Source organism: Paenibacillus sp. MBLB1832, assembly GCF_032271945.1.
GTDB classification, from domain to species: Bacteria; Bacillota; Bacilli; order Paenibacillales; family NBRC-103111; genus Paenibacillus_E; species Paenibacillus_E roseopurpureus.
In genome coordinates this window covers 1,777,720-1,803,940 of record NZ_CP130319.1, presented here as the reverse complement: position 1 = coordinate 1,803,940, position 26,221 = coordinate 1,777,720, and the positions used below count along the sequence as shown (strand labels likewise).

Genomic DNA, 26,221 nt, shown 5'->3' with positions numbered 1-26,221 from the left:
TATTTAATGGATTTTCATTTCTGAAGTGCCTTCCAATCATTCACTTCTTTGGTTATTTGGTCACCTCCTAGTTTTTTCCATTTTTCCACAAAGCTATTAAATTGATCAATTGGAGCGACTCCCATAATGATCTTCGAGAACTCCTCTTTTTCTAGTTTCTTCAGATAGGCTTCCTTTTCGAGCATTGCAGGGGTAGGCGAGCCATAAAATTCTGCCGGCATATACCCTTTTTGAAAATATTCCCTAAGCACATTATACGATGAATCGACTATTCCCCTTTGCTTATAGGTTGCATATTGTGTCCGGTCACCTGCAAGATACCTCTGAATGCCATCGTAGTAGTCCTTTTCATCTACGCCCAGCTTGGAAGGATCCTTATTTTCCAATGCTTCTTTGAGATGGGCAGCAACATAAATATCAAAATTAGTGGGAATCGCACCCATTGTTGCCGCCCATTCATTTTTTGAGACAGTAGGAAGACCTACATTCGGATCAAAATCCAGGATAAATTTATGGTGAACATCAATATCTTTGGATTCGTATTTCTCATAATACAAATTCAACATTTTAATCAAGGCTTCCGGATGCATATATTCCTTCCTAACCAACAAGTATTTATTTATGGAAAAGTTAGTACCTGGAATAGCACGTTTATCATCTGCCGACAGCAGGGGGAATGGCTTCCAATCCATCTCCAGATTGCTTAAAGTGCCTTTGGCTATCGGAAAATAAACCAGGTGGTTTACTCCATATAGAATGCCTACTTTATTCTGTGCAATAGCTTCCTCTATGCTTTTTGCATCTTTGAGTCCATACTCCTGATCAATTAGTCCTTCCCTATAAAGCTCCTGTAATTTAGCCAAGGCGTTCTTAGCCTCAGGCATAATGCTTCCGTAATTCAACTTCCCGGATGCGTCTTTTACCCATAGCTGGGGGTAGGCGTGATAACCTTGAAAGAAGCCCTCGACACCGATCCTCGTACCATAAAAATCCTTGGTCAAAGCAATTCCAATGGTATCTGCCTTACCATTACCATCTGGATCCAATCTCGTAAAAGCTTTTGCAATTTCTATCAAATCCTGCATAGTTTGAGGTTCTGATAAATGCAGCTTTTTAAGCCAATCCATTCTAACCCAAACCATCTGCATAAAGTTAAGGTCACCTGCTTGCAGCACAGGTATTCCCTGGAGTTTTCCGTTAATAGTAGCCGATTTTAAAGCAAGTCCTTGATCCCGGTTATAAATTTCCTTTAACTGCGGTGAGGCATACTGATTGTAAGCCTCAGTGAGATCCGCAAGCTTGTTCCCCTTTGCCAACAGTGTTATCTGTTGAGGGTCTGCTACAAACATATCCGGAAGCTCATTAGAAGCAATGCTGACATTCAGTTTCTGTTTATAGGGTGAAGGCTCACCGTCTCCTTTTGCAATGAAGAGATACTTTACTTTAATGCCTAGCACATTCTCATATTCTCTGATCCAGTCATTATTTTGAATATCCTCGCCTTTTATAAATTGAGTAAACGAAACAACACTGGCTGCTGAATTGAGCACTATAGGAGGATCATATTTGCCTAAGGAAGCTGTATTTGCAGTCATATTGACCGAGGGTCTTGGATCACTTGTGCTTTTAGGTGTAACAGCTGCTTTATTATTCGTTGCAGAGCCTGGTATAGCTGCTGTCAATGAAGTGAATAACATTAAACAAGCAAGCCAACTTTTTTTCATTTCCATCCCTCATTTGCTTTGAAATATGGTCAGATGTTTAACGGTCAAGTGGCAAAGAGTCCCGATATTCTTGTGGAGTCATATTCGTCTCCTTTTTAAACCATTTACGAAAATATTTCAATGAATCCAAACCAACAGCAGCCGGTATCTCATAGATTTTAATATGGGGATCCATCAACATGCGCTTAGTCTGCTTCATGCGCGCTTCTGAAATGGTCTCAGAAAGCCCCTCCCCTGTCAATTGTTTATATAGCCGTGATAGATAGGCTGGATTATGAGAAACTACCTCACCAAGTCGGGTTAATGAGAGATCATCAGCAATATGGTCTTCTATGTAATGCTTCAAGCTTTCTACCAATTTATGCCCTTGCTCCTGCCAGCCGCTAAAACGCAATTGGAAGATAAGCTCGGCCAGCAGCGCGTAATACTCAATAATTTCTGACCATTGGGCGAATTGATCCAAACGTGTTAACTTCGTCAAATCCATGCGGCTTCCAATTTCCTCCTGAAGATTCCATTGTTGTATATTGGACAAATACAAGCTTCCCATTGATAAATATATTTCAGCTTTTAACAGATTGATATTTACATTTGGCTGCTGGGAGACAGCCATTATTTCATGAAAAGTTTGAAAAAAGGCCTCGCTTTTATTGTTCTCAAAGGCAAATTGCAAAAAACCTATCCATTTCTTAATTTGGCTACTTGGGTTATGCGTCTCTATCCTCTCTATTTGATCAGACGTTTGATAGTTAATCAAAAGCAGCTCTTGTTCCAAACCCATTCGTTGATTCAATAGTATTTGCAAGGATTCGAATTGCTGATGCAGCTGCTCCCATTCAACATATTGGTTTGCAATGGCAAATGAGATTTTCAGACTCAATAAATTGCCGCATGTTAATTGGATTTCTTCAAAAGTACCTTGAACAAACCGGATTTGCTGTTGGGTACGCTCCAAATCAGGCTGCTTGGGTTGAATAATCCAGACAAATCTAGTGCTGTCCAATTGTATGGACATTAATTTTGCGGATTTGGTGAGATATTCCTCGGCAATATTCTGTATGGCAAATTGGTATAAGGCGCGGTCCGTACGTTGAGAGGATTCCAGCCATTTATCCACTTTGCCGAGTACCAGCAATACTTGCTCCTCACCGTCTAAATCCAGTTGCAGCTCTTTAAACTGCTGTTGGCGTACCTTTATTACCATTTTGTCACCCAAGAGAATATCCTTAATATATTCCTTTTGCACAGCAGCTTTAGACTGATGTAATTGTTCCCGTGCTTTAGCCATAAACTGCTCTTGAGCACGATCCAATTCAATAATTTGAATAGCTTGCTTTACTTTTTCCATTAGCACCTGGTCACCTTCAGTCTTGAGCACAAAGTCCAGGGCTCCATGCCTAAGCGCTTGCTGCGCATAATTAAAATCATCATAACCAGTGAGAAAAATAACTTTACAACTTGGCCATTGCCGCTTAATTTCCAACTGCAAATCCAGACCATTCATTCTAGGCATTCTAATATCAGAAACGACGATATCAATTTTGGTACGATTGAGCCAGTTCAATGCCTCATCGGAAGAATATGCACGATACATCTCCAGATTCAACTCCTCGGCATCCTCTAATGCCTCTGCCAGCCCGTTTACAAACAGCGGCTCGTCATCCACTATCAAGGTTCGATATATGTTCAATTATTTATCCCGCCCTTTCCATACCAACCGGAATTGATATTTGTATACACAACCCGCCCATAGAGCCTCTGCTTAAGGTTAAACCATGTGCTTTTCCGAATTTAAGCTGCAAACGGCGGTGAACATTGACCATTCCTGTAGTTTCAAACGTCTTTTCCGACTGCAGCTGCTGTTGTAATTGCAATAAAGACTCCTCATTTAAGTCGTCTCCATTATCCTGAATGAATATGGTGAATATCCCTTGGGTAATGGAAAAGGAGATTGTTAACTTACCCCCGTGCATTTTATGCTCCAATCCATGATGGTACGCATTCTCTAATATAGGCTGGAGGATCAACCTCGGCAGTATGATATGCCGGCTGTCTCCATCTTGAGGTATTTCTTCTATTAGTACATCAATTCTCGAAGAAAACCTCACAGACTGGATGTTAATATAAGCCTTGGCATGAGCCATTTCCTCTTCAAGCGTTATCTCGTCTGAACCGCTGCGTGTGATAAAGCGAAAGTAATCACCGAGATGTTTCGTGTAATCTTTTACCTTTTCCGTCTCCTCACGTTCCGCAAGCCTATAAAGCACATAATAGCTGTTATAGAGAAAATGCGGATTGATCTGCGATTGAAGCTGCTTCAATTCGGACTTCTGCGAAAGAATCTTCTGTTCATATACCTCACTAATCAGAATATTAATTTGGCCTACCATTAGATTAAATTGCTTGTATAAATAGTTGAATTCGTCGTTATAAAGATGTTGAATGTTTATTGTAAAATCGCCGTTTTCAACCTTGCGAAAGGCGATTACAAGACGTTTCAAGGGTGTATGGATTTGTCTGAAGTTCCAATAGGCAAACAAGGAAATTAAAAACGCAGATAGCAGGGACAAGAGCCAGAACCACTTTTTGTACGCTTCCAGAGGCCCCAGTATCCAGTCCTCAGGTTCATAAACAACTAGGGCCAGGTCCAACAGAGGTGAATGCTCCATACTAACTATATACTGATTGCCATTAATTTTTACCCGTGTCGGTTTAATGGTATTATCCACGAGTGATTCATTCTTCAGATATTCCTTTAGACTTTGCTGCAGTTTAGGATTTTTCCCATCCGAGACGAGCCATCGAGTAGTCGGTTGATATAACAGCGCTCCTCCTTTATCCGAATTGGTTATACTTGCTAAGGTTTGTTTAATTGCTGAATTGGAAAGCAGAAGCTCCATTACGAATAACTGCGGGTCGGATGCCTGAAGCATGGGAGGATAAATTTCACTGAGTAAAAGATGGTTATTCCAAACGGTAAGCCTCGCCCCACTTTGAGCTGCTTCATTGATAACCCTTAACTCCTCATCGGATATCGTATCCTCAAGGCTATTGGCAATAATGCTTCGTCCAAGTTTTGGAATAAAAATTTTAATATTTTCAATGTATGGACTGGAGGTTTCGAAGAAATTCAGTTTACTAATCACATTCAAAATCGCTTTTTGCTTTTCGAAAACATTATAAGTCTCAGGAACCACACTTAGAGTTTGCAGATCATCATCATTAATGAATTCAGTTTTCAGCCTGTTCAAATTTTCTATCTCCGATTGGAGTGACTCGATATAAAAATGTACTTTAGAAGCTATGCTTTGTCCTATCTCGCTTCTCACTTTCGCTTCACTGAACTGATTGATATATAAGCCAACTAAAAGAATAGGTACAATTACCATTAAAAGCGATCCTACCAACTTATAATAGATCGACCATTCTGTCAGATAGACGTATTTTAGATGTTTCCTCATGCTATCATCTCCATCCTTAGCCAATCATAAATCGTTTAATTAGGGCTTGCTGAACAGGTTTTTACGCGACCTTCGCCTGACGCACAGTGTAAAACTGTGAAACTCCGAAATACTCAGTGAATTAAAATTACGATAAAACGGCTGTTGTAACGGCCTTAATTCTTATTGTATTAATGAATGGTTAACTCGTATTTAGTCCAAACCTATAATTTGGTGTCCAATATTACGATTTATTCACGATTGCAAAAATGATGTGAAGACATCTGTCACAATGAGTGAGTTCTCATCCGGCATATTACTGGAAAGTCGCTCTAGGATTTACTGCATGAAATTCGACTACGTCAGGCTTACTTCTTATTAAGATACTCCGAAATTAAAATATCAGACATTGCCTCAGAATCAATCTTTCAGTCCTTAAAGACATTTTAACGTTTTTTGAAGTATCCAAGAATGACAAAGGAGTTATGCATTGAGACCACCCAAATTCATCTTTTCGTTAGAAAAGGCATGCTTTCAATGGTACATTTCGCACTGCCGTTTATGACATACTGAAGCTGAAATTGCTTGAGGACACGGTTATAAATTCCCCAACCAGCAGGCGCATTGAATGTATGGGCCAAAGTAATATAAGGCGGAAAATACGTGTCGTTAAGCTCACTGAGCGTATCAGTTGGGCTTAAATAGAAAAGCGGTTTTTTCGGCATAGACGGCATCCTCCTTTCGTTATCATTTTATAATAATATTCTAGTAAAGACCACGATTTTGGCAACCACATTGTGGATATCGTCTAAATACAACTGTTGATTCCCTCTCTATAATTATAAGTGTAAGCGTTTTTAAATGTAAAACTTGATTGGAGGAAATAATAATGAGGGCCAGCCGCTACAGACCATAAAAGAGATTATAGTCTTATAGGATCAGAACGTCTTCGAGCTACATTTACGGCATACTCTACTCCTCACCTGGTGATTCACGCTGGTATGAGTGTGGTCACGGTACAGCTTTCAAAACGCCTTGGATGAATGCGGTTATCTACCAACTTGCGTCCTCATGGTCATGCGTCCAGCAACACCTTGGCGCTGGAGCCACACAGCCATCACACCGACACATATATTGTTGGGCTTGATCCTGAAATAGCTCAGCCTCGTCCCCTGTCTGGCGCATTATTCTGATGGAATTTGGTCTTTCGAACTTCGAGGTGACAGCGTTCGAATGTGGGTGCATGGTGTGAACGTTCCCTATCAATTCGCTAAAACCTATAAGTTATGCGGCTTACACTACAATCTCAATATGAAGTACATAATCCCACTCCTTTTCCATTTTGTTATCTTTGGTGTGCACACAATCTGCTTAATGTTCATCCAGGTATGAAACTGCTTGTTCCAACGAGATTGGACTCTGTGCAATATCAGTATTCACATAAGAGTCGTTTGACTTCGTCTGCTTAAGGACGATCATCCTATCCCCTTGCAATAGTTGGTTCCCTTAAGGTTGATTTATCCGTACTCGAAGCAAATCTTGGTGAACATGCGGAAAAGTATTGGTTTGAGGGAGATCTACCTGCGGGTTCCGTCGGTGTACTAGACCTAGAGCCATCTACTGGCTATCTGGATGACGTGTACATGCGAATGTAATGAACAAAGTCAAGACGGTTGCACCTTTTAGCAGCAACGTGTGGGACTTTGATATTTCGATCAACAAATTTGAGGAGGACTTAGCATGAAATATAATCGCTTTCGATCAGATTTAGATCAAGTATCTCGACTAGGTTTTGGCGCAATGGGGCTAGGCGGCTCATTCGGTGCCCATGATGAGAATGATTTAATTAGGAGTGTACTTAACTGTCTAGAGCAAGGTGTTAATTTCATTGACACAGCACGCGCTTACGGTAATTCCGAACATATCCTTGGAAAAGCGCTGAAGGCATGGAACGGAGAAAGGCCTTTTCTTGCTTCCAAAGTAGAGTCGCTCGGACCAGGGTCCGTTGGCTGGGGCACTCATATCCCGATCGAATCCGCATATCCCCAAGGTTGGATACGCAAATGTACGGAGATTTCTCTAAAAGAATTGGGTGTTGATGTCATTGATTTAATGCAGCTGCATCAGTATTGGCCGCAGTGGGATAAAGCCGATTATTGGATGGAAGAGCTTCTCCGCTTGAAGGAAGAAGGAAAAATCCGATATATTGGCATTTCGCTTCCCGATCAACGTCATGATATTGCGCTATCCATTGTCCGCAGCGGAGCTATTGACGCCGTGCAAACTGTCTTTAACATTTTTGACCCGCTGCCGCTTGATTGCTTACTGCCGTTTTGTGAGGAGCATGAGGTTGCCTTTCTAGCTAGATGCGTCATGGATGAAGGTGGTTTGACCGGTTTCCTGACAGAAGACACGAGCTTTGATGATTCTGACTATCGCAAGTCATATTTTGACTATGTACCAAGACAGATGTACATCGAAAGAGTAAATAGGCTCCGTAAGTTTATTCCAGATTATGCAAACAATCTAGCAGAATTGGCACTTAAATTCGTGCTCCATCACCCTGCTGTTACATCTGCACTCGTGTCTATGCATATTCCGGTATATGCCAATCAAAATATAGCGGCACTGAACAAAGCACCACTACCAGATGAGATTTTTGAGGAGATTCGTAAATATCATAGATGGGTGCGCAATTTTTATGACACCAAGTTCTGGTAGGATGATGGGTAAAGTACTGTGGTCTGAGATGTTCCCCTATGAAATAAAACAAAAAATCAAAGAATGCCCAGTTGTCTATCTGCCTCTGGGCATATGTGAACCGCATGGTCAGATCAGTGCATTCGGACTGGATACAATTAAGGCTGAATGGCTCTGTACAATGGCTGCAAGCCGCGTTGGAGGTGTTGTGGCACCTTCCCAAAGCTATCATATTCATGAAACGGGCTACCATGCTCGTTGGTTGGAGGACGTTATTGGGGAAACAAATCCGCATATGACCAGCATGCCGCCACATGTGGTGCTGCATTTCTTTCTCTACCAGCTTCGCGCATTCGTTAATAGTGGCTTTAAAGCTATTATCGTCATCTCTGGGCACAGTGGTGGTAATCAGGTTGATTTACGGAGAGCCGCCGAGCTGTTCATGCAAATATCCCCTGTACGGATATGGGTTGTCAGTGATCCGGAACTTGTAGCTGGACAGTACATCGGTGATCATGCGGGTAAATATGAAATCTCACAGCTTAAATACTTACGCCCTGATCTCGTTAATTTGCCCCTCCATCTATTCGAGCAAGAGGCTGGCTCTGGCGGTAAATTCGCTGTTGGCGTTGATGCACACGATGCAACAACCCTAGAGGGGGAGCAGATTATGCATGCCTGCTTGGAAACAGTTTGCCGTAAAGCAGAGGAACTGAACAGGGAGGTTGCACATTTACCACTACTTTCCAGACTAACTTATTCACCCATAGAAACATTATGGCAATCCCTATTGGCTCAAAAAGAAGAGTGGATAACTTCTAATCCACATACCGATCAGAAACCCGTCAGCGAAATGTCGCAATGGAAAACCTACGAAAATTTCAGAATATGATACGTTGTATGGTATTTAGGCCCTATACTTTTGATAGGGCACGTCAGAGTAATTTTTGAACATTTTAATAAAATGATGCCCGGTGGTAACCAAGCTGGATCACGTATATTTGTAAACTTTGTTCAGCCTAGGGAAATAGAAACAATGTGATATTCATTTCAGTTTGTTAGGCGATTAATAAATCACATAAAAGAAAGCGAAGCCCTTCTCCATCACTGGAATGAGCTTCACTTTCTTTACTCTAGATGGCTCCAATTGGCTTTGGGCTCGCCAAAATCAGGAACCGACAGCATCTCGCCGTTACGAAGCGCAGATTCATGTGCAACGATTCCAGGTACGCAGAACTTCGCTGCATGCCAAACATGAATTGGTGGCAGCTTATATTGTGAAATAGCTTTAACAAAGTCATCTGCCAGAAATTGATGAGATCCGAAATGCCCGTTCGGCATGCCTACGAATTCTTCAGGTAAACGTCCTATCGGATGAATCTTGCTTAGACCACTTTCAAAGTCACGACGCAGGCTTACAGGTATGGTAATATCCACATCCTGGTTCACATAATCGTTGCTATGCAACTGCTCTTGTAGATTCTGAATGTCCCCATGTTGAATCGACGTCCAGATCTGGGAATCTCCATTTTCTTCGTAGCTCCCTTGTGTGCCAAACATGCTCATATAGACGCAGTTTTTACCTGCCCAGCCTACACGGCGAAACTCATTGAACCTAGCCATTCCGCCGTCTGAGGTTCTAACCAATGCTGTTTCGTTACTGAATGGATTGCTCCACTGGTTGCCCTCTTCACGGAAGATACCGTCCTCATGCCGTTCCCGATAACCTAGACATGATACGTGAGTTGCCTTAGCTCCGGTAACAGACAAGATCATACTGACAGAGTGTGTTGGATAATACATTGGCGGAAAACCAGCTACCTTCTTCCAGTCACTGCCGCCAGAATGCTGGAAGGCTTCGTAGAATCCATGGGACATATCATGTAAATACTGCGCTTCACCATAGACGAAATCACCAAACTCGCCTTTTGCAAAGCGATTACGGCAGTAAATGGTACTTGGATAATAATAGCTAGTCTCTCCTGACATATAAATAAGTCCGCTACTGGTCACTTCATTTACAATTGCGTTAACATCCTCAAGCGAATGAGCCATAGGTACGGCACAGTATACATGCTTGCCCGCACGAAGTGCTTGCAGTGTATGAGATGCATGTAGGTGCCTCTGAGTAAATATAGCGATAGCATCTACATCACTTCCGCAGAGGTCATCTAAGGAAGAATAAGTTTCCGATATCCCGAATTTATGAGCGACCTCGCCCAACCGCTCAGTATCGATGTCAGCAAGTACAACTTTATCAACAGCTGGATGAACCTTAAATAAGGGAATAAACGACTTCGAAAACATTCCTGTACCTAATACACCTATTTTTATACCCATATGTCATAGCCTCTTTCTTCTTGTAGTGTATATTGCCTTTCTCTTCTCCTAGTATATGGACTTAGAATGCATATGTATTTAGAACAGAATCGTAATTTGGTTGCCAATTACACTATTCAAACAATTTTAGTTACGATATCATAAAAAGGAAGAGTTAGAAGGAAAGGATGATCTTACTTGCAGCGGATCGATATGGCTTACTGGGAACCTTTTGAAACCATTGAATGGTTGGATGATTATTTTATCCCCCCTTATCTGACGTTGGCTCATTTATTCCATGCCCCGGAAGGTTGGCAGAAACCTTATGGTTACCACAAACAATATCAAATCCAATTCGTCTGTTATGGCGCTGCGCATTATGTCATTGAAGGAAAAACCTATGTAACCCGCAAAGGTGATTTAATTCTCCATCGACCTTATCAAAACCATGAAGTACTGACGCTACCCGGGGAGTCTTATTCGTGTATCTCCATAGTATTTCATTTTGGCAATTCGCCTCTCCCTTTTAACGAGTTATATGGAGACTGCCAATACTTTGCCTCCCTTACAGACCATCCAATAATGGAATGGCTTCAGCAGATTGTTACCCATTATCATCAACCGGGTGTTATTCATCAATTGGAATGTCAACAGCTTATTTTAAAGACATTATTAGAATTAGCTAAGTTATCCAAGCAAAGTGAATTAACGCCTATACAAAGAAAAAATATGACACTGCTCCTTCATGTTAAAAACTATATCCAAAATCACTATACAAATGATATTCGCTTATCCGAATTGGAAGAAGTCTCCGGACTCTCTCGTAATTATTTATGCAACCTGTTCAAACAGGAATTCGGCATGCTGCCTCTACAATACGTTACCTGGTTGCGGGTACAGTATGCAAAGGAACTTGCAATTCAAACAAAGCTGTCGATCGGCGAAATTGCTGAAAAAGTCGGGTACGCTGATGTCCATACATTTGGTAAAATGTTCAAAAAAAAGACAGGCTTCAGCCTGTCTCAATTCTGTTCCAATTTTTATATGACGGATGGGAAAAAATCAATGAATTAACATAACTAAGAACTATTTAGACGAGTTCCTGTATTTTAAAGTCACATAGGGGCCTCCATTTTGATTAGGGATATTCGTTCCGACCCCGCTTGAACATGTCGTGGCATCATCGGAGAGCTTTTAATGAATATTGCAATTGTCACTGCCGCATTCCTCGAAAACCAGGATATACTTGCCATTGTTCGTCTTCGTCCATACGGGCATTCCAGGTCTCGCAGTAGAGTTGCCTGAGCCCATGCCGCAAAAATCCCACTGCCCCAACTAGCTTTTCGTACCAAAAAAATACGGCAGCATGCGAATATTGTTAGTTTGCTGCTTTTTTATTTTTTGGTTGTCCCAGAAAATGCAATACTTAAAAAGCTAGCAGCACAGCATCCCTACACGAGTTTGCTGCACGGCTAGCTTTTTAATTCAAACTCTAAATGAGTCAGTTTGAGGTACATTGCGATTTTTGGATTTCATAGAAAATCGCCCCTTTCAATGTTCAGATAAAGGTTATTCATTTCTGCAATTAGCCCTATCGAATCTAACTCATGTCCTGCTTGAACTTTCTCAAGTGCCGCATGCAAGAGAACACCGGCCAGCTCTTGGAAGGCGAGAAATGCCGGTCAGTTTATGAGTCGAATGAGCTACTGAAGGCAGGCTGGACGATCGCCCAAACCAAGTCGGAGTCAGGAAAGCTACGTATAATGGCCATCAGCACAACGCCAGGTCTTGCTATCACAAGTGAAGAAGATATTCTAAAGCTAAATTGGAAGGCGAATTTACTAAATCAGACAGCGACCACCCAATTGCGAATTACATCCGCGCAGTTGTCTAATTTGAGTGGGCAAATAAGTGAAGCGGTACTGGTAAATCATAATCTAGTTGTAAGGTATATGGACTAGAGTATTCTTCAGCAACTGATCGCAATGGTTAAGACATCACTAACTACTGCCGTGGAAGGAATAAAAAAAAGGTGAGTATGAGGCGGGTTCGAAAGCCCAACTTCAGGCGACATGTCGACGTGGCGTTTAAAATTACGATAAAACGCCTCCATGCTCTGTAACCCGCAGACGTAGCAAATATCGGTCACACTCATGAAATAACTGGGTTGATTTACGACAATTAGCGATATTTTCATGGCTCAGATTCCCTTTTAATTCAAGAAAAAGAATGCAATTGAACGAAATGATTTCGCCTGTTATAGTGGAGAAAATTTAATGATTTAGAAGGAGATTGCTGCTACATGAATCACACAATGTTTGAATTAAACGGCAGGATAGGCCATGAGAATGGGCTAACCTGCAGACAATTGGCTGAAGACTCACACCCTTTGCAAATCAAGATCACCGGCAATGCGGAAGGATACCCTCTTCATTTGGCAACGAATTTCGTCAATAAAGCGCTGAAGCTGGAACCAAGCGAGACAACGCTGCTGCTGGAACACGCGGTAGTGACGGAACGCAGCGTCCCTGTTCTCTACTGTTACCCGAAGTCGGATACACCGCTCCCTACTGTTCTATTTATTCACGGGATGACCGGGGATAAAGTGATGGATTTAGATAAGGGCATCCAACTTGCCCAGAACGGTTTTTTCGTCGTCCTCATCGATGTCAGATGGCATGGCGAGCGCAAGCATCCCCAGTTCCATTCGTATTTCTATGACAATGACAAGCAAACGAATTGCCGACGTTTCTTTGAAACGATTCATGAGACCGTGGAAGATGTCATTGCATTGCTTGACCATGTGCAAAAGGATTCACGAGTGGACCCGAATAGATTGGGGATGTCCGGTATTTCGATGGGCGGGTATATCTCTTTCGCAACGGCCGCACGTGACCGGAGAATCAAGGCGATTGCACCGATGATCGCATCCCCGGATTGGAACGTCAATACGGAGAGTTTGGACCCGAACGAATATGTGCCGGAGCTGCAATCGTTAGTTAATTTTCACAATCCGATGAATCATTATCAACGGCTGTATTCGATCCCTCTTCTGGTGCAGAACGGCGTGATTGACCGTGTCATCAACATCAGCGGTGTTCGTAAACTGCATCAATTGGTTACCCAGGAATGTGGAGAACTACCGAAGGGATACATCTATATCGAATATCCGGAAGTAGGTCATACTGCAACCTCGGAAATGCTTAACCAGATGGTGACGTTCTTCCGATCGTATTTGTGAGGCTCCTGAGGGTCATATAAAATCAGTAAAAAGGGACTCGTCTGAGTCCCATTCGATAAGAGATCCCTATTGTTTATACACGCTGTAGTAACAATAGAGCAGCCACGCATGAGCATGCGCGCAAAAAGGATGAAAAGCATCCTTCACCCAGAACGGATACCCCTCCCGCTTCGAGATCGACGCCTGCGTCATCTCTAATTGAAAAAGCCTCCCATTTAGGAAGGCTCCGAACAGCGTCTTGGCTCTTATAATCTACTATATAACCGATAGACCAATACGGCGGTTTCAGCTCTCGATGTAGGAGCGGCGGGCCATAAATGTACGCCATCCCCCTGCACTATGCCAGCTTTAACCAAGGTGGCTACACTATCGAGCGCATATTCGGAAACATGCCCGCTATCGCTGTAGGTGGATAGATCTTTCAATGATGCCGCAAACAGAGGAACGACAGCGGCACGCATAGCTCTTGCTGCAAGAACCATCATATCTTGTCTGGTAATGGTTTGTTTAGGCTGAAATTGGTTAGCGCCTGCCCCATTTGCAATGCCAAGTTGCTTCGCAATACCAATCTCTTCATAGTAATAATCATCCGAGGTCACATCCTCAAAATTAGACTGGAAATCTGCTTCCAGACCTAATGTACGAATCAAAAGGGATACGAAATCAGCCCGAGTGATGTGATGATCCGGTGCAAAGGTTTCCTCACTTGTCCCGTTAACGATGCCTTTAGATACTAGTGTTTCTATTGCATCTTTCGCCCAATCGAAATGATCTAGATCGGAGAAACTCTTCCTTTCATAGGCAACAGCATAGGTACTGAAATGTGTCGTTTTAAAAGTAACCGTACCTGTGACTGCATCGTATCTCCCAGATGGTATCTTCGTTACCTTTCCTTCTCCATCCAAATACCAAATGGCAATATGAGTGGGATTCTTTAATTCATCTGGTGTTGATTGATACGGAATCGTTACGGTTACGGGTGCTTGGTTATTTTTCCACTGGACTTTACTACCGTCCACCCAAACGGACAAATCCAACACGGGCTTGTTACCGATTTTCTGCTTCAATTCCGGTTTTAACAACGAGGTATCCGCTACTTTTATCGAGATCTCTACTTTGGATGCTCCCGCTATTTGCTTTTCTTTGAACATATCATTAGGTAACGAAATGGAACCAATTGCCGTTTGAATTTCCAATTCCCTTTCCCCATTTCCGTTCTTAAAAAATACCGCAGGCAGCCCTTGGGTATAGCCTTCTGCGCCTGTCGTCGTCTTAAGATCAATGATGCTTCTCTGCAATCCCTTCCCATCGTTCACAGCTTTGGAGAGCAGCTGTTGAAGAAGTTCCTGGGAGAGCTCTGTCTTGGCCATCGTGCCCGAGAGGGTAGGCGTTATTGACAGTTTAGATCCGTCAAATGCAGACAGGGGAGGAATGGGTGTTGGTGGTTGTGATGTTGGCGGATTACTTATAACCGAACCATCGCCTGCTTGAATCTGCACCGATGTTGTTTTTCCTATAGCATGAGTAGTAGACGTATCACTCCCATTCACCGTTTTCCAAGTATCCCACTTAACAATTGCTTCACCAGTAACATTGGCTTTGCTTTTGAACGTGAGCTTGTACAATTCCTTGGACGTGTTCTCAGGTCCTTGATTCATGGATTTAGTGTAGGCCAGCAATAATTTACCGCCTTCATTCTTGATAACAAATGAGAAACCGTCGCGAAGCATCGATTCCGCCTTTACAAACTCCAGTTTCAAAGCATCATAGGTGAACTCGGCATCAAAAGCATACATATCCACCATTTTTCCAGAAGCTATTATGGCTATTTCCTTTCCTTGCTGAACCGTGGTTGTATTTGCAATCAGGGTGTAATCCCCTGCCGATTCTGCGAAAACTCCCCTAGGCAGGCCAGCTATCGAGAGCATCGTTGCACATAGCAAGAACATACATAATCGTTTGAATATCAAAATGAACAGCTCCCTTCTCTGGACAATAAAATCGGAGAATTGAACTCCGCGCCAATTCTCCGATTTCATGCTATGCCTTTATCATTGAAGTATTTTCCTAGCAATAGTTAGTAAGTCTCTGATGTCGATGATGCCATCTTGATTCACATCACCTCTACTAGCTTGCGGCCAATCCGAACTAGCATTCGACTTTCCATAGTTTAAAGCAACGAACAACAGATCGTAGAGATTTACCAGCCCATCTTTGGTACCATTTAAAGGTCCGCTTATATCCTCAGGAATATTCGTAACAGTTACAGGTAAGCTTGCAGCTGTAGTCGATAATCTCTCGTTCTGATTGTTAAGTACGATAGAATACGTTGACAAAGTAACTGTCTGATTAACCTGCTTAGCCTGCCAGGTGATATCCAGCAAATCTCCACTCGTACTCACACCAGAATTCGTACTAGTAGCAAGAAGTCTCAGCTGGCCTGGTGTACTCGTACTTTTCCCGACAAGGTTGTATCCAGATTTCAATGACACGGCATCAACGAACTGAAGCGCATTCGAATCGTAATAAATGATCGTATCCTGCGCATAAACGGTACTTTGTACCGTATGCGTCATGCCGTATTTCGTCGTGAAGCTGCTTCCAGCTAATGCGGAAGAAGGTCCTGTCAACGTTTCAACCAATGGAGCATTCGTTGGCGCTGCGTTCACGATAAGTGTGACTGTGGAGGACATACCAACGCCACCCATGTCATCGTATGCGATGGCTTTAATCGAGTGAGTCCCGGCCGGGATATTCATCCAATTCAATGAGTAGCTATTCCCTGCGCCTGCAATACCATTGCCTAGTAGAGAGCTGCCGTCATAGAATTCTACCCTGTTGATCGCACCATCGCTGTCCACTGCCGTTGCCATTAACTCGACATTAGCTGGTGCTGTGCGGATGGATTCACTAACGGGTCCAGTCAGGCTGACTGTAGGCAATACATTAGGTACTGCAGTTACCGTAACAGAAGCAACAGCTTTCATATCAGTGCCAGCTACAGTACCGTTCACTGTAAAACTTCCCACAGTTGCATAACGGCTTGGGCTTATGGCATCCCAATTCACATTCACCGTAGATGTAGAGCTGTTGCTGTACACAGCGGTCACGACGGAAGGAAGCGTTGGTGCAGTCCCCACCATTGTACTCACTGCTACAGGAGTTATTCCTGTCAGGGTAACAGGAGCTACCAACGTAACATTGCCAAACAATTGCGTAGATGCATATGAATTGATCCTTCTGTTGCTCCACATGGTTGCATTATCCCGAATACCATCATAATTGCTGTCATCGCTGGCGCCAGCGTCAAATCCTATGACAGTACCAACCGAAGCGGTAATGCTTGTCAGAGGGAGTGCCGCTTCAATGATGTATCCACCTGGAACAACACTTGTGGCGGATGTGAAGATATCTGGGGTAACATTCGTACCGCCGCTCTTCAAGTTCAAATAATTGACACGATAGTGTCTGTCGTCAGCTTGATAGGAAAGTGTCTTGGCGTCATTCTCATCCACGAAAAATTCCATCGAATCATGCTCCCACAGGTTTCCGCCTGACGCATTTAGCGTAGTGTCGGCCACTTGAGCGTGTACATACAGGTGATGTTCGTCCCATAACAAACGGACAGTTGCAATGGGTGCAGGTTTCGTATTGTCGCTGACATAAAGGGCTTGGAAACTCTCTGTTGTAGACCATAAATCATCGGTTTGCCCATCAATCACTGGTGTACCTTTGGCGGCTGTTGCCGCTTTGGCCACTTCTGGCGTCGGCTCAGTAATTGTTACGGTATCGTCCACTAAGTAGGCAGGGTTATTATACTCTGTTTCGTAGGCACCAATATCTACACGATTCTGTGATCCCGCACCTGCATACGGGCGCAAATGACCATCATAATCAATAAGGGGTGCAAGTGTGCGAGTACCATAATCAATAGCAGGTGAATCTGGAAGCAAGTGGAAATCATAAACGACTCCCGTTACAGATACAAACTTCGGATCTATTACACGCTCATTTTTTCCTAAGAAACGGGTTAAACCGCCATATATATTGTTTGCAAAAAGATTATTCCATCCACCGCTTCCATTTGCATATTCTCCAGCTTCATCTCTGGCAATAGAGATATTATTTAAGAAGATATTATTATCACCGGAATTCACATCCATATTGGGATATTTTAAATATGGACTCCTACTATTATGATAGATCGTGTTGTTGATAACATGAACATTATTGCTTTTATAGATGTGTATGCCGCCGCCGCCATTGTCATAAACAATGTTGTTCGTTACCAGCTTTTTGCCCTTGTATTTATCATCTACATCAAAGATGATGCCATTGCCATCGGAATATCCTTTGGTTTGTTCCCATTTCACCTTGGTTTCATTGTCATAAACGCGGTTGTTCCGAACGAAAATTTTGTAGTCGGTGGTATTGTTGTCGAAATCTACATCATTAATTAGACTGATACCGCTAGTGGCATAGAAGGTATACCAACTGTTGGAGTGAATATCATTGTTCTCAATCGTGATGTAATCGCCGCTGCCTGTAATTCCTCCACCCGACAAATGATGAACATGGTTGTTTCGGGTAATAATGTGATGACCGTGCATGGTCATCCCGTTAGTGTTGGTCAAGGCATAGGTAGACCAATCAGTGCCGCCGGCTACCTTACTCGCATAATTGGCTTCTCCTTGTGCCAATGTTATGTTTAAATTATTGCCCTCGATTTCAAGACCATCGATGATAATGTAATTTGCGCTTACATCTATCATATCCCATACACCCTTTATGTTAGGGGGAAGCAGCAGCTTCGGTTTATTAGCAGGGTCATAAGCTTTATAAGTAATGTAAGATTCTACCCCGGTCTTCACGTCTTTCGCTCCTGAGCGATTTATAAGAACAAAATCGTTCGCATCGTTTCCAGGAGAGTAGGTTCCTGGCATGATGTTGACGGTATCACCTGGATTCGTTACGCTTACTGCTTTAGTAATCGTTTTGAATGCGGTTGTTGTCGTCAGACCGTTATTTGTGTCGAGGCCTGATGGGCTTACATAATAAACGACTGGCTGACCAATATAAGGCTGTTCGACGAAAATTGAGCCTGGGCTCGGGTTTGTGATCGGTGCCGTTCCTGCGGTATTCGACCCCGACAGTTGGACATCGTCAACGAGAATTTTGGTTTCCTGCCGCGCTCCATCTTTAACTTCAAGGAAGAAACCCTTTAAACCGCCCAGATAAGCATCATTTTGAAGCGGTTCGCTGTTCACGATTTTCGTATTATTCAGATACATATCATAGCTTTTCGTATCTAAGTGGAACACAAGTTTCACTTTATAGAGGGTATTAACGCTCCAATCAGCTCTTGCTGCCAATGCCCCAGCCGCAGAGTTGTTGGAACGGGCATAGATTTTGTTGTAATCCATGCCAAAGGCGAAGATCGGGCTTTCCATCCCGGCTGCGGTAATCAGCTTAAAGATGTAATTCGCCTTCTCATCCTTCAGCATAAAGCTGGATTCCAACGTATAACTCTTCATCGGCACCGGCGGAAGCCAGCTAGAGTGGAACGGAAAGCCAATGATGCCCGGTTTTTCTGCCGGTACAGTCACTTCTGCCCAACGGTTTCCTGCAGTGCTCACAATCTTTACTGTGCTCGCAGATGTGCTCTTCAGCGCACTTCCAATGATTACAGGTGAATTCAATACACCATCTGTCGCCGTATTAGCAATGACGGGGTCCACATCGGAAGACTCGAAGGACGTCGTGCGGAACGTTTGATCCCCAACATCAAACGGTTTTTCGCTCACGAGCTCAAACCGATCAATAACAGGGGTAGCATTCACACCGATTCGTTCGATCTTTAGCGTATTCACACCCGCATGAAAATCTAACCCCGTCAGCTCCTCATAGGTCCAGTTGGCCCAAGTACCAGTTGACACTCCTTTGGCGTCCTGAACCCGGACACCATTTACGGTTACCGCATATGGCCGTGCTGAGTTGCCCAAGCTGTACCGCACTTTCAGCGTGTATTTCCCAGTCTCTGGCAGGACTACGTTGTTGTACAGCATATAACCAGTAATCCCAGCTGCTATGCTGGCATACCCTGTTCCTGAAAAACCGGGCGCAGTAGCCACATTTGCCGCGATGGATACATTAGAATGAGCGGCTCCAGCTCCATTTTCCGCTTCAAAAATGGTCGCAAAAGGAGTTAATTCAAAGTCATCCACCAGTGGACCGTCAGCACCTTCAGAAGCCAACTTGATGGTATTGTTCCCTTGATTCAATAACACAACAGCAGTGAGGGTACTCCAAGTAGGCAGCGGCCCGTCCCCCGTCTTGTCACCAGCGAATGTGGTGTACTTCTGACCATTTACGATTAAGCTAATCGGCTTAGGAGTCGCATCCGTATTACTGTATGCTATGTTGACAATGTAATTTCCGTATGTGACTGCTTGCACTGTTGTCCAAGTCACACTAGCCGAATTCGACTTCGCTCCCAAATCTACATAGCCAGCCCCCGAGTAAACAGCGCCTACGACTGTCTGAATAGGTGCATCTACTTTTGTTGCTGCTTCCGCTTCATAAATCGTCCCTCCTGCTGCATAAACCGTAGAAGCTGGTAAAATTGGCGCCATTGTAGCCATTAGAATGAGCGCCATTATTAACATCCATATACTAGTTCTTTTCAACATGCATGCCCTCCTTATTGATAGTTATAGCGTTTACTTCTAATCTAAGCGCTTACATTTAAATCCTAAAATGAAATGAAAACCAGCATAATGGCTTCATCAGAAGCCATTATACTGTTTATTCACCTGATCAATTATTTTCCGCCATAAATCGCTTTATAGCTCGCTAATTTTTCTTCTTGTATTTTGATATTCGTCGGATCTTTCTTCATGGCATCAACGAATTTATCCCAAGCTTCGATCGTCTCTTTGCCCAGAATGACCTTCATTCTCATATCCTGTACTTTCTTGCCTAATTCTGGCCCGACTTTTAGATACGTATCGGATGTAATACCGCTTGTATTGATAAATACGCCATACTGCAAACGCTCGTCGATGATTTTTTTATCACGATCACGCAGCTCCGATGTATAATCAGCTGTCGGCGCTATACGGGAATACGGATCTACCAGCGTCCAGATATTGGTAAGCGGCTGTGCAGCGATGTTTTTCCACTCATCCGTTCTTGTTTTCACACCATCAACAACTTTGAAATGAACATCTTTGACTCCATAATTGCCAAGCTCCATACCTTCAGGCGTAGCGCCGTAATCGAAGAAGGCCAGAATTTGCTTCAATTTCGCTTCCGGAACTTTCTTATTAATGAGGTAGTTGCCGAATACGCCGGCTTCTTTAATCGCATATTTCTTACCCGTAGCTGGAGAAATCAACGTTGGTACATGAGCCACATTCGCCTTCGGATCCATTTTCTTTAAATTTGCAATCCACTCACCCATATTTTTTGAATCCATGGATGTGCCAATTGCGCCTACTTTGCCTTGCTTCATGGCATCAATCGCTTGGGAGCCTTTCATAATGCCAAAGTCAGGCATTAGCACGCCTTCTTTGTAAGCGCGTTGAAGCCATAGAATCGCTTCTCGTTCAGAAGGTTCGAAGTCTCTCCACACCATTTTTCCATCTTTAAAAATATCAAAGTTATTATTGCCTGCAAATACATCACTGACCCAAACCAACTTATCCATATAGCCTTCCGCCACGGAGCCTGCAAGACCATACGTATCCTTAACACCGTTGCCATCCGGATCCTTTTCGGTGAACGCTTTCAGCACGGTATAAAGCTCTTCCATATTTTCCGGCATTTTCAGGTTAAGCTTTTCCAGCCAATCCTGACGGAGAGCAGGGAATGCAGCTCCGCCAACAAGTGGACGAGGTCTAGGAAGACCATAGATCTTACCATCTACTTTGGTATTTTCAAAGCTGTCCTTCGGATATGTTTTCTGAAGATTCGGATAGTCTTTCAAGTACGGTGTCAAATCCCAGAAAGCACCTTGCCTGATAGCCTGAGTCGTAACCGAATCTGAAATACCTGTGGTAAGAATAACGTCCGGAATTTCACCAGATGCTAGTACAACTTTAAATTTGTCTCCATAATTGTTGGAGGGCACAAAATTAATGTTCAGCTTCGTATTCGTGCGTTTCTGCATTTCAAGTAGTACTGCGTTATCTTCTTTGGGTACTACACCATCATAATTAATCGTCATTAAATCGATCGTCGTTGGTGTAGACGGTGTAGCTGGCGCCGCTGAAGTCGCAGGTTTTGCCTTATTGCCTTCTTCCGTTGATTTTGAACAGCCTGCCAGTGCTGTCGTAACAGCTAGAGCAGCAATGAGTACTACCTTACTTGCATGTCCTTTTTTCATTTTCCTTATCCTCCCTTTGTCTTTACAAGTATTCTAATTGTAACTTATATGATCATCCCTTGACGGAGCCAAGCATAACACCCTTGGCAAAATGTCTTTGAAGGAATGGATACACCATTAGAATCGGTACGGTTGCGATGACGACTGCCGCCATCTTGATTGTATCGGCAGGAATCGCGTGTTCGGAGGCTTGCTGTGCCGCTACCCCAGGATCAGCAATACTGGTTTCCGCTTGCAGCAGCATACCCTGTAGCAGCACTTGAAGAGGGTATTTGTGATAATCCGTCAAATAGAGAATTGCATTGAAGAAGGTGTTCCAGTAACCTACGGCAAAGAATAATCCGAAAGCGGCCATGGCTGGCAGGGAAAGCGGCAAAATAATTCGAAAGAAAATGCGCAAGTCATTAGCCCCGTCAATATAGGCGGATTCCTCTAAGCTATCTGGTATACTGTCGAAGAAGGTCTTGAGCAGCAGCACATTCCAACCACTCAATAAACCAGGAAGAATAATGGACCATAGACTATTAATAAGCCCCAAATCTTTAATTAATAAATAGTTGGGAATAATACCAGGACTAAACAAAATCGTGATTAACAGTGAGATGGTTAAAAATCGACGTCCGAACAATCGTTTTCTTGAGATCATATAGGCATACGCTGCGGATACGACCAAGCTTAACAGAGTCCCTACGATGGCAAGGTAGGCGCTGACGCCGATCGAATTAACAAAAATATCCGTAGACAAAATGTACTGGTAGGCAGCTAACGAAAACTTTTTGGGAAACAAGATAAAACTGCTCCTGATAAACTCATCTGGATGGGCAAAGGATACAATTACGACATAATAGAAGGGAAACAGCGAAACAAGCCCGATTACTAGCAGCAATATAAAATTAGTTTTAGCAAATATTCGCTCCCCGATTGATTCTTTCACAGCTGACACTCCTTTCAAATGGACGAGGTCTAGAAGAAACCATCGCCGCCAAATTTTTTGGATAACTTATTTGAGATAATGACGAGGGCAAAACCTATCACGGATTTAAACAGCCCAACCGCTGTGGTATAGCTGAACTGGGATTGCTTAATCCCCACTCGGTATACATAGGTATCGAATACATCAGCCACTTCGGATACCGCGGAGTTCTGCAATAGAAAGACTTGCTCGAATCCGACATCCATAATATGTCCGAGTTTGAGAATCAATAAGATCACAATCACGTTACGAATACTAGGAATCGTGATATTCCAAATCTGACGCAAGCGAGTAGCCCCATCGATCTTTGCAGCTTCATATAGCTGCGTGTCTACTCCTGTAATTGCTGCTAGGAATATAACTGTCCCCCAACCAGCTTCCTTCCAAATGCTTTGTCCTGTTAAAAATGCCCAGAAGAAGGAAGGTGTTGTCAACCACTCTACGGGTGTAAATCCATAAGTAAGCAGCAGCTTATTAACGAAACCCTCGCCGGTAGCGAAGAAGGTAAAAGTAAGACCTGAAATGATAACCCAGGAAAGAAAATGAGGCAAGTAAACGATCGATTGAATCGTGCGTTTGAAAGCCAGCTGCCTAATCTCATTTAGCATTAATGATAAAATAATAGGAACCGGGAAGAAAAAGACAAGACTCATGATGTTGATGGCCAGCGTGTTGCGAAATAATTTAAAAAAATCAGGATTTTGAAAAAAAAATTGAAAATGTTCAAATCCAACCCATTTGCTTTTCATAAAACCTAAAAAAGGCGAATAGTCCTGAAAGGCGATTAGAATTCCCCACATTGGCACATATTTAAATAATAGTAATGCTGCTATGCCCGGTAATCCCAGCAGGTACAAATATCTATCCCGCTTCAGCAGCATCCATAATCTTGCGTTCATACGCAACTCCCTCGCATTCTATCTGTTGTTATGGTTTCTCTTTGTGACCTAACTATAACTTCACAATGTAATTTCCGGCAATTAGTGAGTTTTGACAGGCCATTTCTACCCAATTCATACCGTAAAAAGAATTCAATTGAAGGAAATGGACAGTCCGTATATAGTTAATGAAGTCATTCATATTTTAAATGTAATGGGAGGTCGTCGAATTGAAGGGACTTGCGCAACATTCCTCCTTTTTCAGAAAAAGCTTAGTCTTAGTTCTACTTATTACCTGTCTGCCTACCGCTTTCATTGGCATGTCTTTATATATCCTTGGCGTGGATCGCATCGAGACCCAAGTAAACCGAACCTTTGAAATTCAACTGGATCAAGCAACACGACAAGTAAATGAACAACTCACTCAGCTGGAAGTCACCCTTTCTCAATGGGCTTTTAATCCTATCTTCGGTACCAGGCTTCGCGACAAATTGAATTGGGGACAAGAACTTGAACTAGCCAATAACCTGTATAAAACACTGATCATTATGAGAGAAACAAATCCATTGATTGCAGAGGTTTATTTATATGTGGAACCTACGAATAAATTAATTACTGGCAGTGGTGGTGTAAACGCTGTCTCCGATCCTGTTGCATCCAAAGCCTTGCACAACCTTCTGCAGGGAGAGAAAGATATGTATTGGACTTCTACCCTGCCAGAATTAACAAAAGTTGATATACTAGCTCCTAAGCAATCCTTCAAATACACATTGGTTCATCGTATTGCAGGCAGTATTCCTGAAAAATACGGCGCTATCATTGTACAATTAAATACAGATAAGATAGGGACTTATTTTAAGGATTTTGGCGATGCGGGTACTTCATTACTTATTGACAGCCAGGGGGATTCTTTGTCAACCCAAGTTAGCAAACGCGGCTATACGCCCCTTGAAACATCTTTGAAAAATACGGTTCTACAGCGATTAGAGAAACAGAATCTTGGAACCTTTATACTCAAAGATAACAATCGGAGATACTCCGCTTCTTTTGGAACCATATCTCGCTTGGGCACACATTGGATATTTGCGACAGCCACGGATGTATCCCAATTTTCCGCTCCTGTTGTTATCATGTCTAGATTAATTTTGACCGTGAGCTTAGCAGGCATACTAGCAGCGATTCTACTCGCTTGGTTTGCATCTAAACGACTTTATCGCCCTGTTGCCAAATTGATCGGGGAATGGCAGGGTCTCTCTGAGGAAAGGCAATTATTGCAAACCAAAGTAGAGGAACAACTGCCAACACTTATGGAAAGCTTTATGCTGCAGCTTGTGCAAGGACGATTATATTACTTAAATGAAAAGGAACTTGCCCATCGGTTAGCCTATTATGGGTGGGACATGGACGATAATCAGGTAGCGATCCTTGTGCTGCAATTGTCGGGACTAGATAATGCTGAGGGTAAGTTCAAGACTGATGATGAGCAGCTTGTCACTTTCGCTGCGGCTAACATTGTGAATGAGCTTACCAAGCTTCGTTTCAGTCAATCTCACATCATCAACTTTCAAGATCTATCTGTTGGGATTCTTGTTAAAATACCAAGGGATCCCGTTCAAACAACGCTGAAACTGGAACTAAAGCAATTATCCGCGGATATTTGTTCTGCCCTGCATCAGACACTTCATTTGCAAGCAACTCTATGCCTAGGTCAATTACGTACAGAGCTCGGTCTGATCCCAGACACGATGGAAGAAGCGAGACGCACGTTGAAATATGGGAATCTGACGAATATGAATACGTTGTTGGATATGGAGGAGCTCATTCCAAGAGGAGAATACACCTTTTTCTATCCATTTGAAATAGAGAAAGATTTGATTCACGCTATGCGGCTGGGCCAAGAGGAAGATGCGATTCGCTTTGCAGAGAGATTTGTTGCTGAGTTAAAAAACAGTGATGGCGTTGAGCTTTTCCTACATCAGGCCATGGCTCAGCTGCTTGGAAATATTCAAAACGCCTTACTGCAGGCAGGCTTTCACGTTTATGCTTTTTATGAGGGACAGAACCTGTTCGAAGAGCTCTTGGGAATTCGGCAATCGCCAGACATGCTGAAATGGCTTATCCATCGTATTATTCTGCCTTGCATGCAAGAGCTTGATCAATCCCATAATAAAAGCCTATCGAAACGAGTTGAAACCATTGTACGCCTCGTGGATGAGAAATATATGACCGATATTTCCCTGGAGGCATGTGCTGATTTGATCGGGATTCATATCTCTACCTTGAGTAAAGCTTTTAAAACAGCGACAGGCATGACTTTCCTAGACTATGTGTTAAAGGTTCGAATTGAAGCGTCTCAAAAGCTGCTTATTGAAACTGATTTAAAAATCAGTGAGATTGCCGAAATGGTTGGGTATCAGCATTCTTGGTTTCATCGCGTATTTAAGAAATACGTGGGTATTACACCCACGGAGTATAGGGAAAAGCATAGCTGAAAATTGCATACATTGAAAAAAACTGCCCTTCCCTAGGCTTTCGCAAGGGATTAGGCAGTTTATTTTTT

Annotated in this window: 16 protein-coding genes; 6 read left to right on the top strand and 10 right to left on the bottom strand. The window is 43.0% G+C overall.

The genetic code is table 11. From position 1 onward, the window contains the following. Positions 1-14 precede the first annotated feature (14 nt). From MJB10_RS08015 to MJB10_RS08000, 4 genes are all read right to left on the bottom strand, one after another. Complete coding sequence (locus MJB10_RS08015) at positions 15-1,724, bottom strand: extracellular solute-binding protein (protein ID WP_314803283.1); 1,710 nt, start codon at positions 1,722-1,724, stop codon at positions 15-17. Between the two features lie 37 nt (positions 1,725-1,761). Then, entirely contained in the window at positions 1,762-3,390 is a 1,629-nt protein-coding gene (locus tag MJB10_RS08010) for a response regulator transcription factor (RefSeq protein WP_314803281.1), read from the bottom strand. A gap of 28 nt (positions 3,391-3,418) precedes the next feature. After that, on the bottom strand, positions 3,419-5,185 hold the full coding sequence (locus MJB10_RS08005) for a sensor histidine kinase (protein WP_314803279.1): 1,767 nt from the start codon (positions 5,183-5,185) through the stop codon (positions 3,419-3,421). A 485-nt stretch (positions 5,186-5,670) separates the two neighbouring features. Beyond that, entirely contained in the window at positions 5,671-5,889 is a 219-nt protein-coding gene (locus MJB10_RS08000; RefSeq protein ID WP_314803277.1) for a hypothetical protein, read from the bottom strand. 1,015 nt (positions 5,890-6,904) lie between these two features. Between MJB10_RS08000 and MJB10_RS07995 the strand changes: the two genes are divergently transcribed. Next, positions 6,905-7,885 (top strand): aldo/keto reductase, encoded by a 981-nt coding sequence (locus MJB10_RS07995; RefSeq protein WP_314803275.1) that lies wholly within the window; start codon positions 6,905-6,907, stop codon positions 7,883-7,885. Next, a complete protein-coding gene (locus tag MJB10_RS07990; protein WP_314803273.1) occupies positions 7,866-8,756 on the top strand; it encodes a creatininase family protein in 891 nt (296 codons plus the stop codon). The genes MJB10_RS07995 and MJB10_RS07990 overlap by 20 nt, the downstream gene beginning before the upstream one ends. A gap of 236 nt (positions 8,757-8,992) precedes the next feature. Here the strand turns inward: MJB10_RS07990 and MJB10_RS07985 are convergent, their stop codons facing one another. Then, positions 8,993-10,204, bottom strand: coding sequence for a Gfo/Idh/MocA family protein (locus tag MJB10_RS07985; protein WP_314803271.1), 1,212 nt, complete (start codon positions 10,202-10,204; stop codon positions 8,993-8,995). Between the two features lie 177 nt (positions 10,205-10,381). Here MJB10_RS07985 and MJB10_RS07980 point away from each other — a divergent pair, with 177 nt between their 5' ends. From MJB10_RS07980 to MJB10_RS07970, 3 genes are all read left to right on the top strand, one after another. Continuing rightward, entirely contained in the window at positions 10,382-11,257 is an 876-nt protein-coding gene (locus MJB10_RS07980) for a helix-turn-helix domain-containing protein (RefSeq protein ID WP_314803269.1), read from the top strand. Between the two features lie 563 nt (positions 11,258-11,820). Next, the gene (locus MJB10_RS07975; protein WP_314803267.1) at positions 11,821-12,144 is read left to right on the top strand and encodes a hypothetical protein; all 324 of its coding nucleotides are present in this window, start codon (positions 11,821-11,823) and stop codon (positions 12,142-12,144) included. 341 nt (positions 12,145-12,485) lie between these two features. Then, complete coding sequence (locus tag MJB10_RS07970) at positions 12,486-13,424, top strand: alpha/beta hydrolase family protein (protein WP_314803265.1); 939 nt, start codon at positions 12,486-12,488, stop codon at positions 13,422-13,424. A 245-nt stretch (positions 13,425-13,669) separates the two neighbouring features. Here MJB10_RS07970 and MJB10_RS07965 read toward each other — a convergent pair whose 3' ends face one another. From MJB10_RS07965 to MJB10_RS07945, 5 genes are all read right to left on the bottom strand, one after another. Beyond that, the gene (locus MJB10_RS07965; protein WP_314803263.1) at positions 13,670-15,373 is read right to left on the bottom strand and encodes an S-layer homology domain-containing protein; all 1,704 of its coding nucleotides are present in this window, start codon (positions 15,371-15,373) and stop codon (positions 13,670-13,672) included. Positions 15,374-15,475: 102 nt separating this feature from the next. Further along, positions 15,476-20,113, bottom strand: a complete 4,638-nt coding sequence (locus MJB10_RS07960) for a sugar-binding protein (RefSeq protein WP_314803261.1) — start codon at positions 20,111-20,113, stop codon at positions 15,476-15,478. 131 nt (positions 20,114-20,244) lie between these two features. Beyond that, positions 20,245-21,810 carry an extracellular solute-binding protein gene (locus MJB10_RS07955; protein WP_314803259.1) on the bottom strand — a complete coding sequence of 522 codons (1,566 nt, stop codon included), beginning with the start codon at positions 21,808-21,810 and terminating at the stop codon, positions 20,245-20,247. A 52-nt stretch (positions 21,811-21,862) separates the two neighbouring features. Continuing rightward, positions 21,863-22,744, bottom strand: a complete 882-nt coding sequence (locus tag MJB10_RS07950) for a carbohydrate ABC transporter permease (RefSeq protein ID WP_314803257.1) — start codon at positions 22,742-22,744, stop codon at positions 21,863-21,865. 29 nt (positions 22,745-22,773) lie between these two features. After that, positions 22,774-23,682 (bottom strand): ABC transporter permease, encoded by a 909-nt coding sequence (locus tag MJB10_RS07945; RefSeq protein WP_314803256.1) that lies wholly within the window; start codon positions 23,680-23,682, stop codon positions 22,774-22,776. Positions 23,683-23,981: 299 nt separating this feature from the next. Between MJB10_RS07945 and MJB10_RS07940 the strand changes: the two genes are divergently transcribed. After that, on the top strand, positions 23,982-26,153 hold the full coding sequence (locus tag MJB10_RS07940) for a helix-turn-helix domain-containing protein (RefSeq protein ID WP_314803254.1): 2,172 nt from the start codon (positions 23,982-23,984) through the stop codon (positions 26,151-26,153). Positions 26,154-26,221: the final 68 nt, after the last annotated feature.

What these genes read in the sequence shown, in the direction of transcription:
- MJB10_RS08015 (WP_314803283.1), bottom strand. Translation starts at nt 1,724, where the DNA reads ATGAAAAAAAGTTGGCTTGCTTGTTTAATGTTATTCACTTCATTGACA.
- MJB10_RS07965 (WP_314803263.1), bottom strand. Translation starts at nt 15,373, where the DNA reads ATGTTCTTGCTATGTGCAACGATGCTCTCGATAGCTGGCCTGCCTAGG.
- MJB10_RS07970 (WP_314803265.1), top strand. Translation starts at nt 12,486, where the DNA reads ATGAATCACACAATGTTTGAATTAAACGGCAGGATAGGCCATGAGAAT.
- MJB10_RS07985 (WP_314803271.1), bottom strand. Translation starts at nt 10,204, where the DNA reads ATGGGTATAAAAATAGGTGTATTAGGTACAGGAATGTTTTCGAAGTCG.
- MJB10_RS07955 (WP_314803259.1), bottom strand. Translation starts at nt 21,810, where the DNA reads ATGAAAAAAGGACATGCAAGTAAGGTAGTACTCATTGCTGCTCTAGCT.
- MJB10_RS07975 (WP_314803267.1), top strand. Translation starts at nt 11,821, where the DNA reads ATGCAAGAGAACACCGGCCAGCTCTTGGAAGGCGAGAAATGCCGGTCA.
- MJB10_RS07995 (WP_314803275.1), top strand. Translation starts at nt 6,905, where the DNA reads ATGAAATATAATCGCTTTCGATCAGATTTAGATCAAGTATCTCGACTA.
- MJB10_RS07990 (WP_314803273.1), top strand. Translation starts at nt 7,866, where the DNA reads ATGACACCAAGTTCTGGTAGGATGATGGGTAAAGTACTGTGGTCTGAG.
- MJB10_RS07945 (WP_314803256.1), bottom strand. Translation starts at nt 23,682, where the DNA reads ATGAACGCAAGATTATGGATGCTGCTGAAGCGGGATAGATATTTGTAC.
- MJB10_RS07940 (WP_314803254.1), top strand. Translation starts at nt 23,982, where the DNA reads ATGTCTTTATATATCCTTGGCGTGGATCGCATCGAGACCCAAGTAAAC.
- MJB10_RS07960 (WP_314803261.1), bottom strand. Translation starts at nt 20,113, where the DNA reads ATGTTGAAAAGAACTAGTATATGGATGTTAATAATGGCGCTCATTCTA.
- MJB10_RS08000 (WP_314803277.1), bottom strand. Translation starts at nt 5,889, where the DNA reads ATGCCGAAAAAACCGCTTTTCTATTTAAGCCCAACTGATACGCTCAGT.
- MJB10_RS08005 (WP_314803279.1), bottom strand. Translation starts at nt 5,185, where the DNA reads ATGAGGAAACATCTAAAATACGTCTATCTGACAGAATGGTCGATCTAT.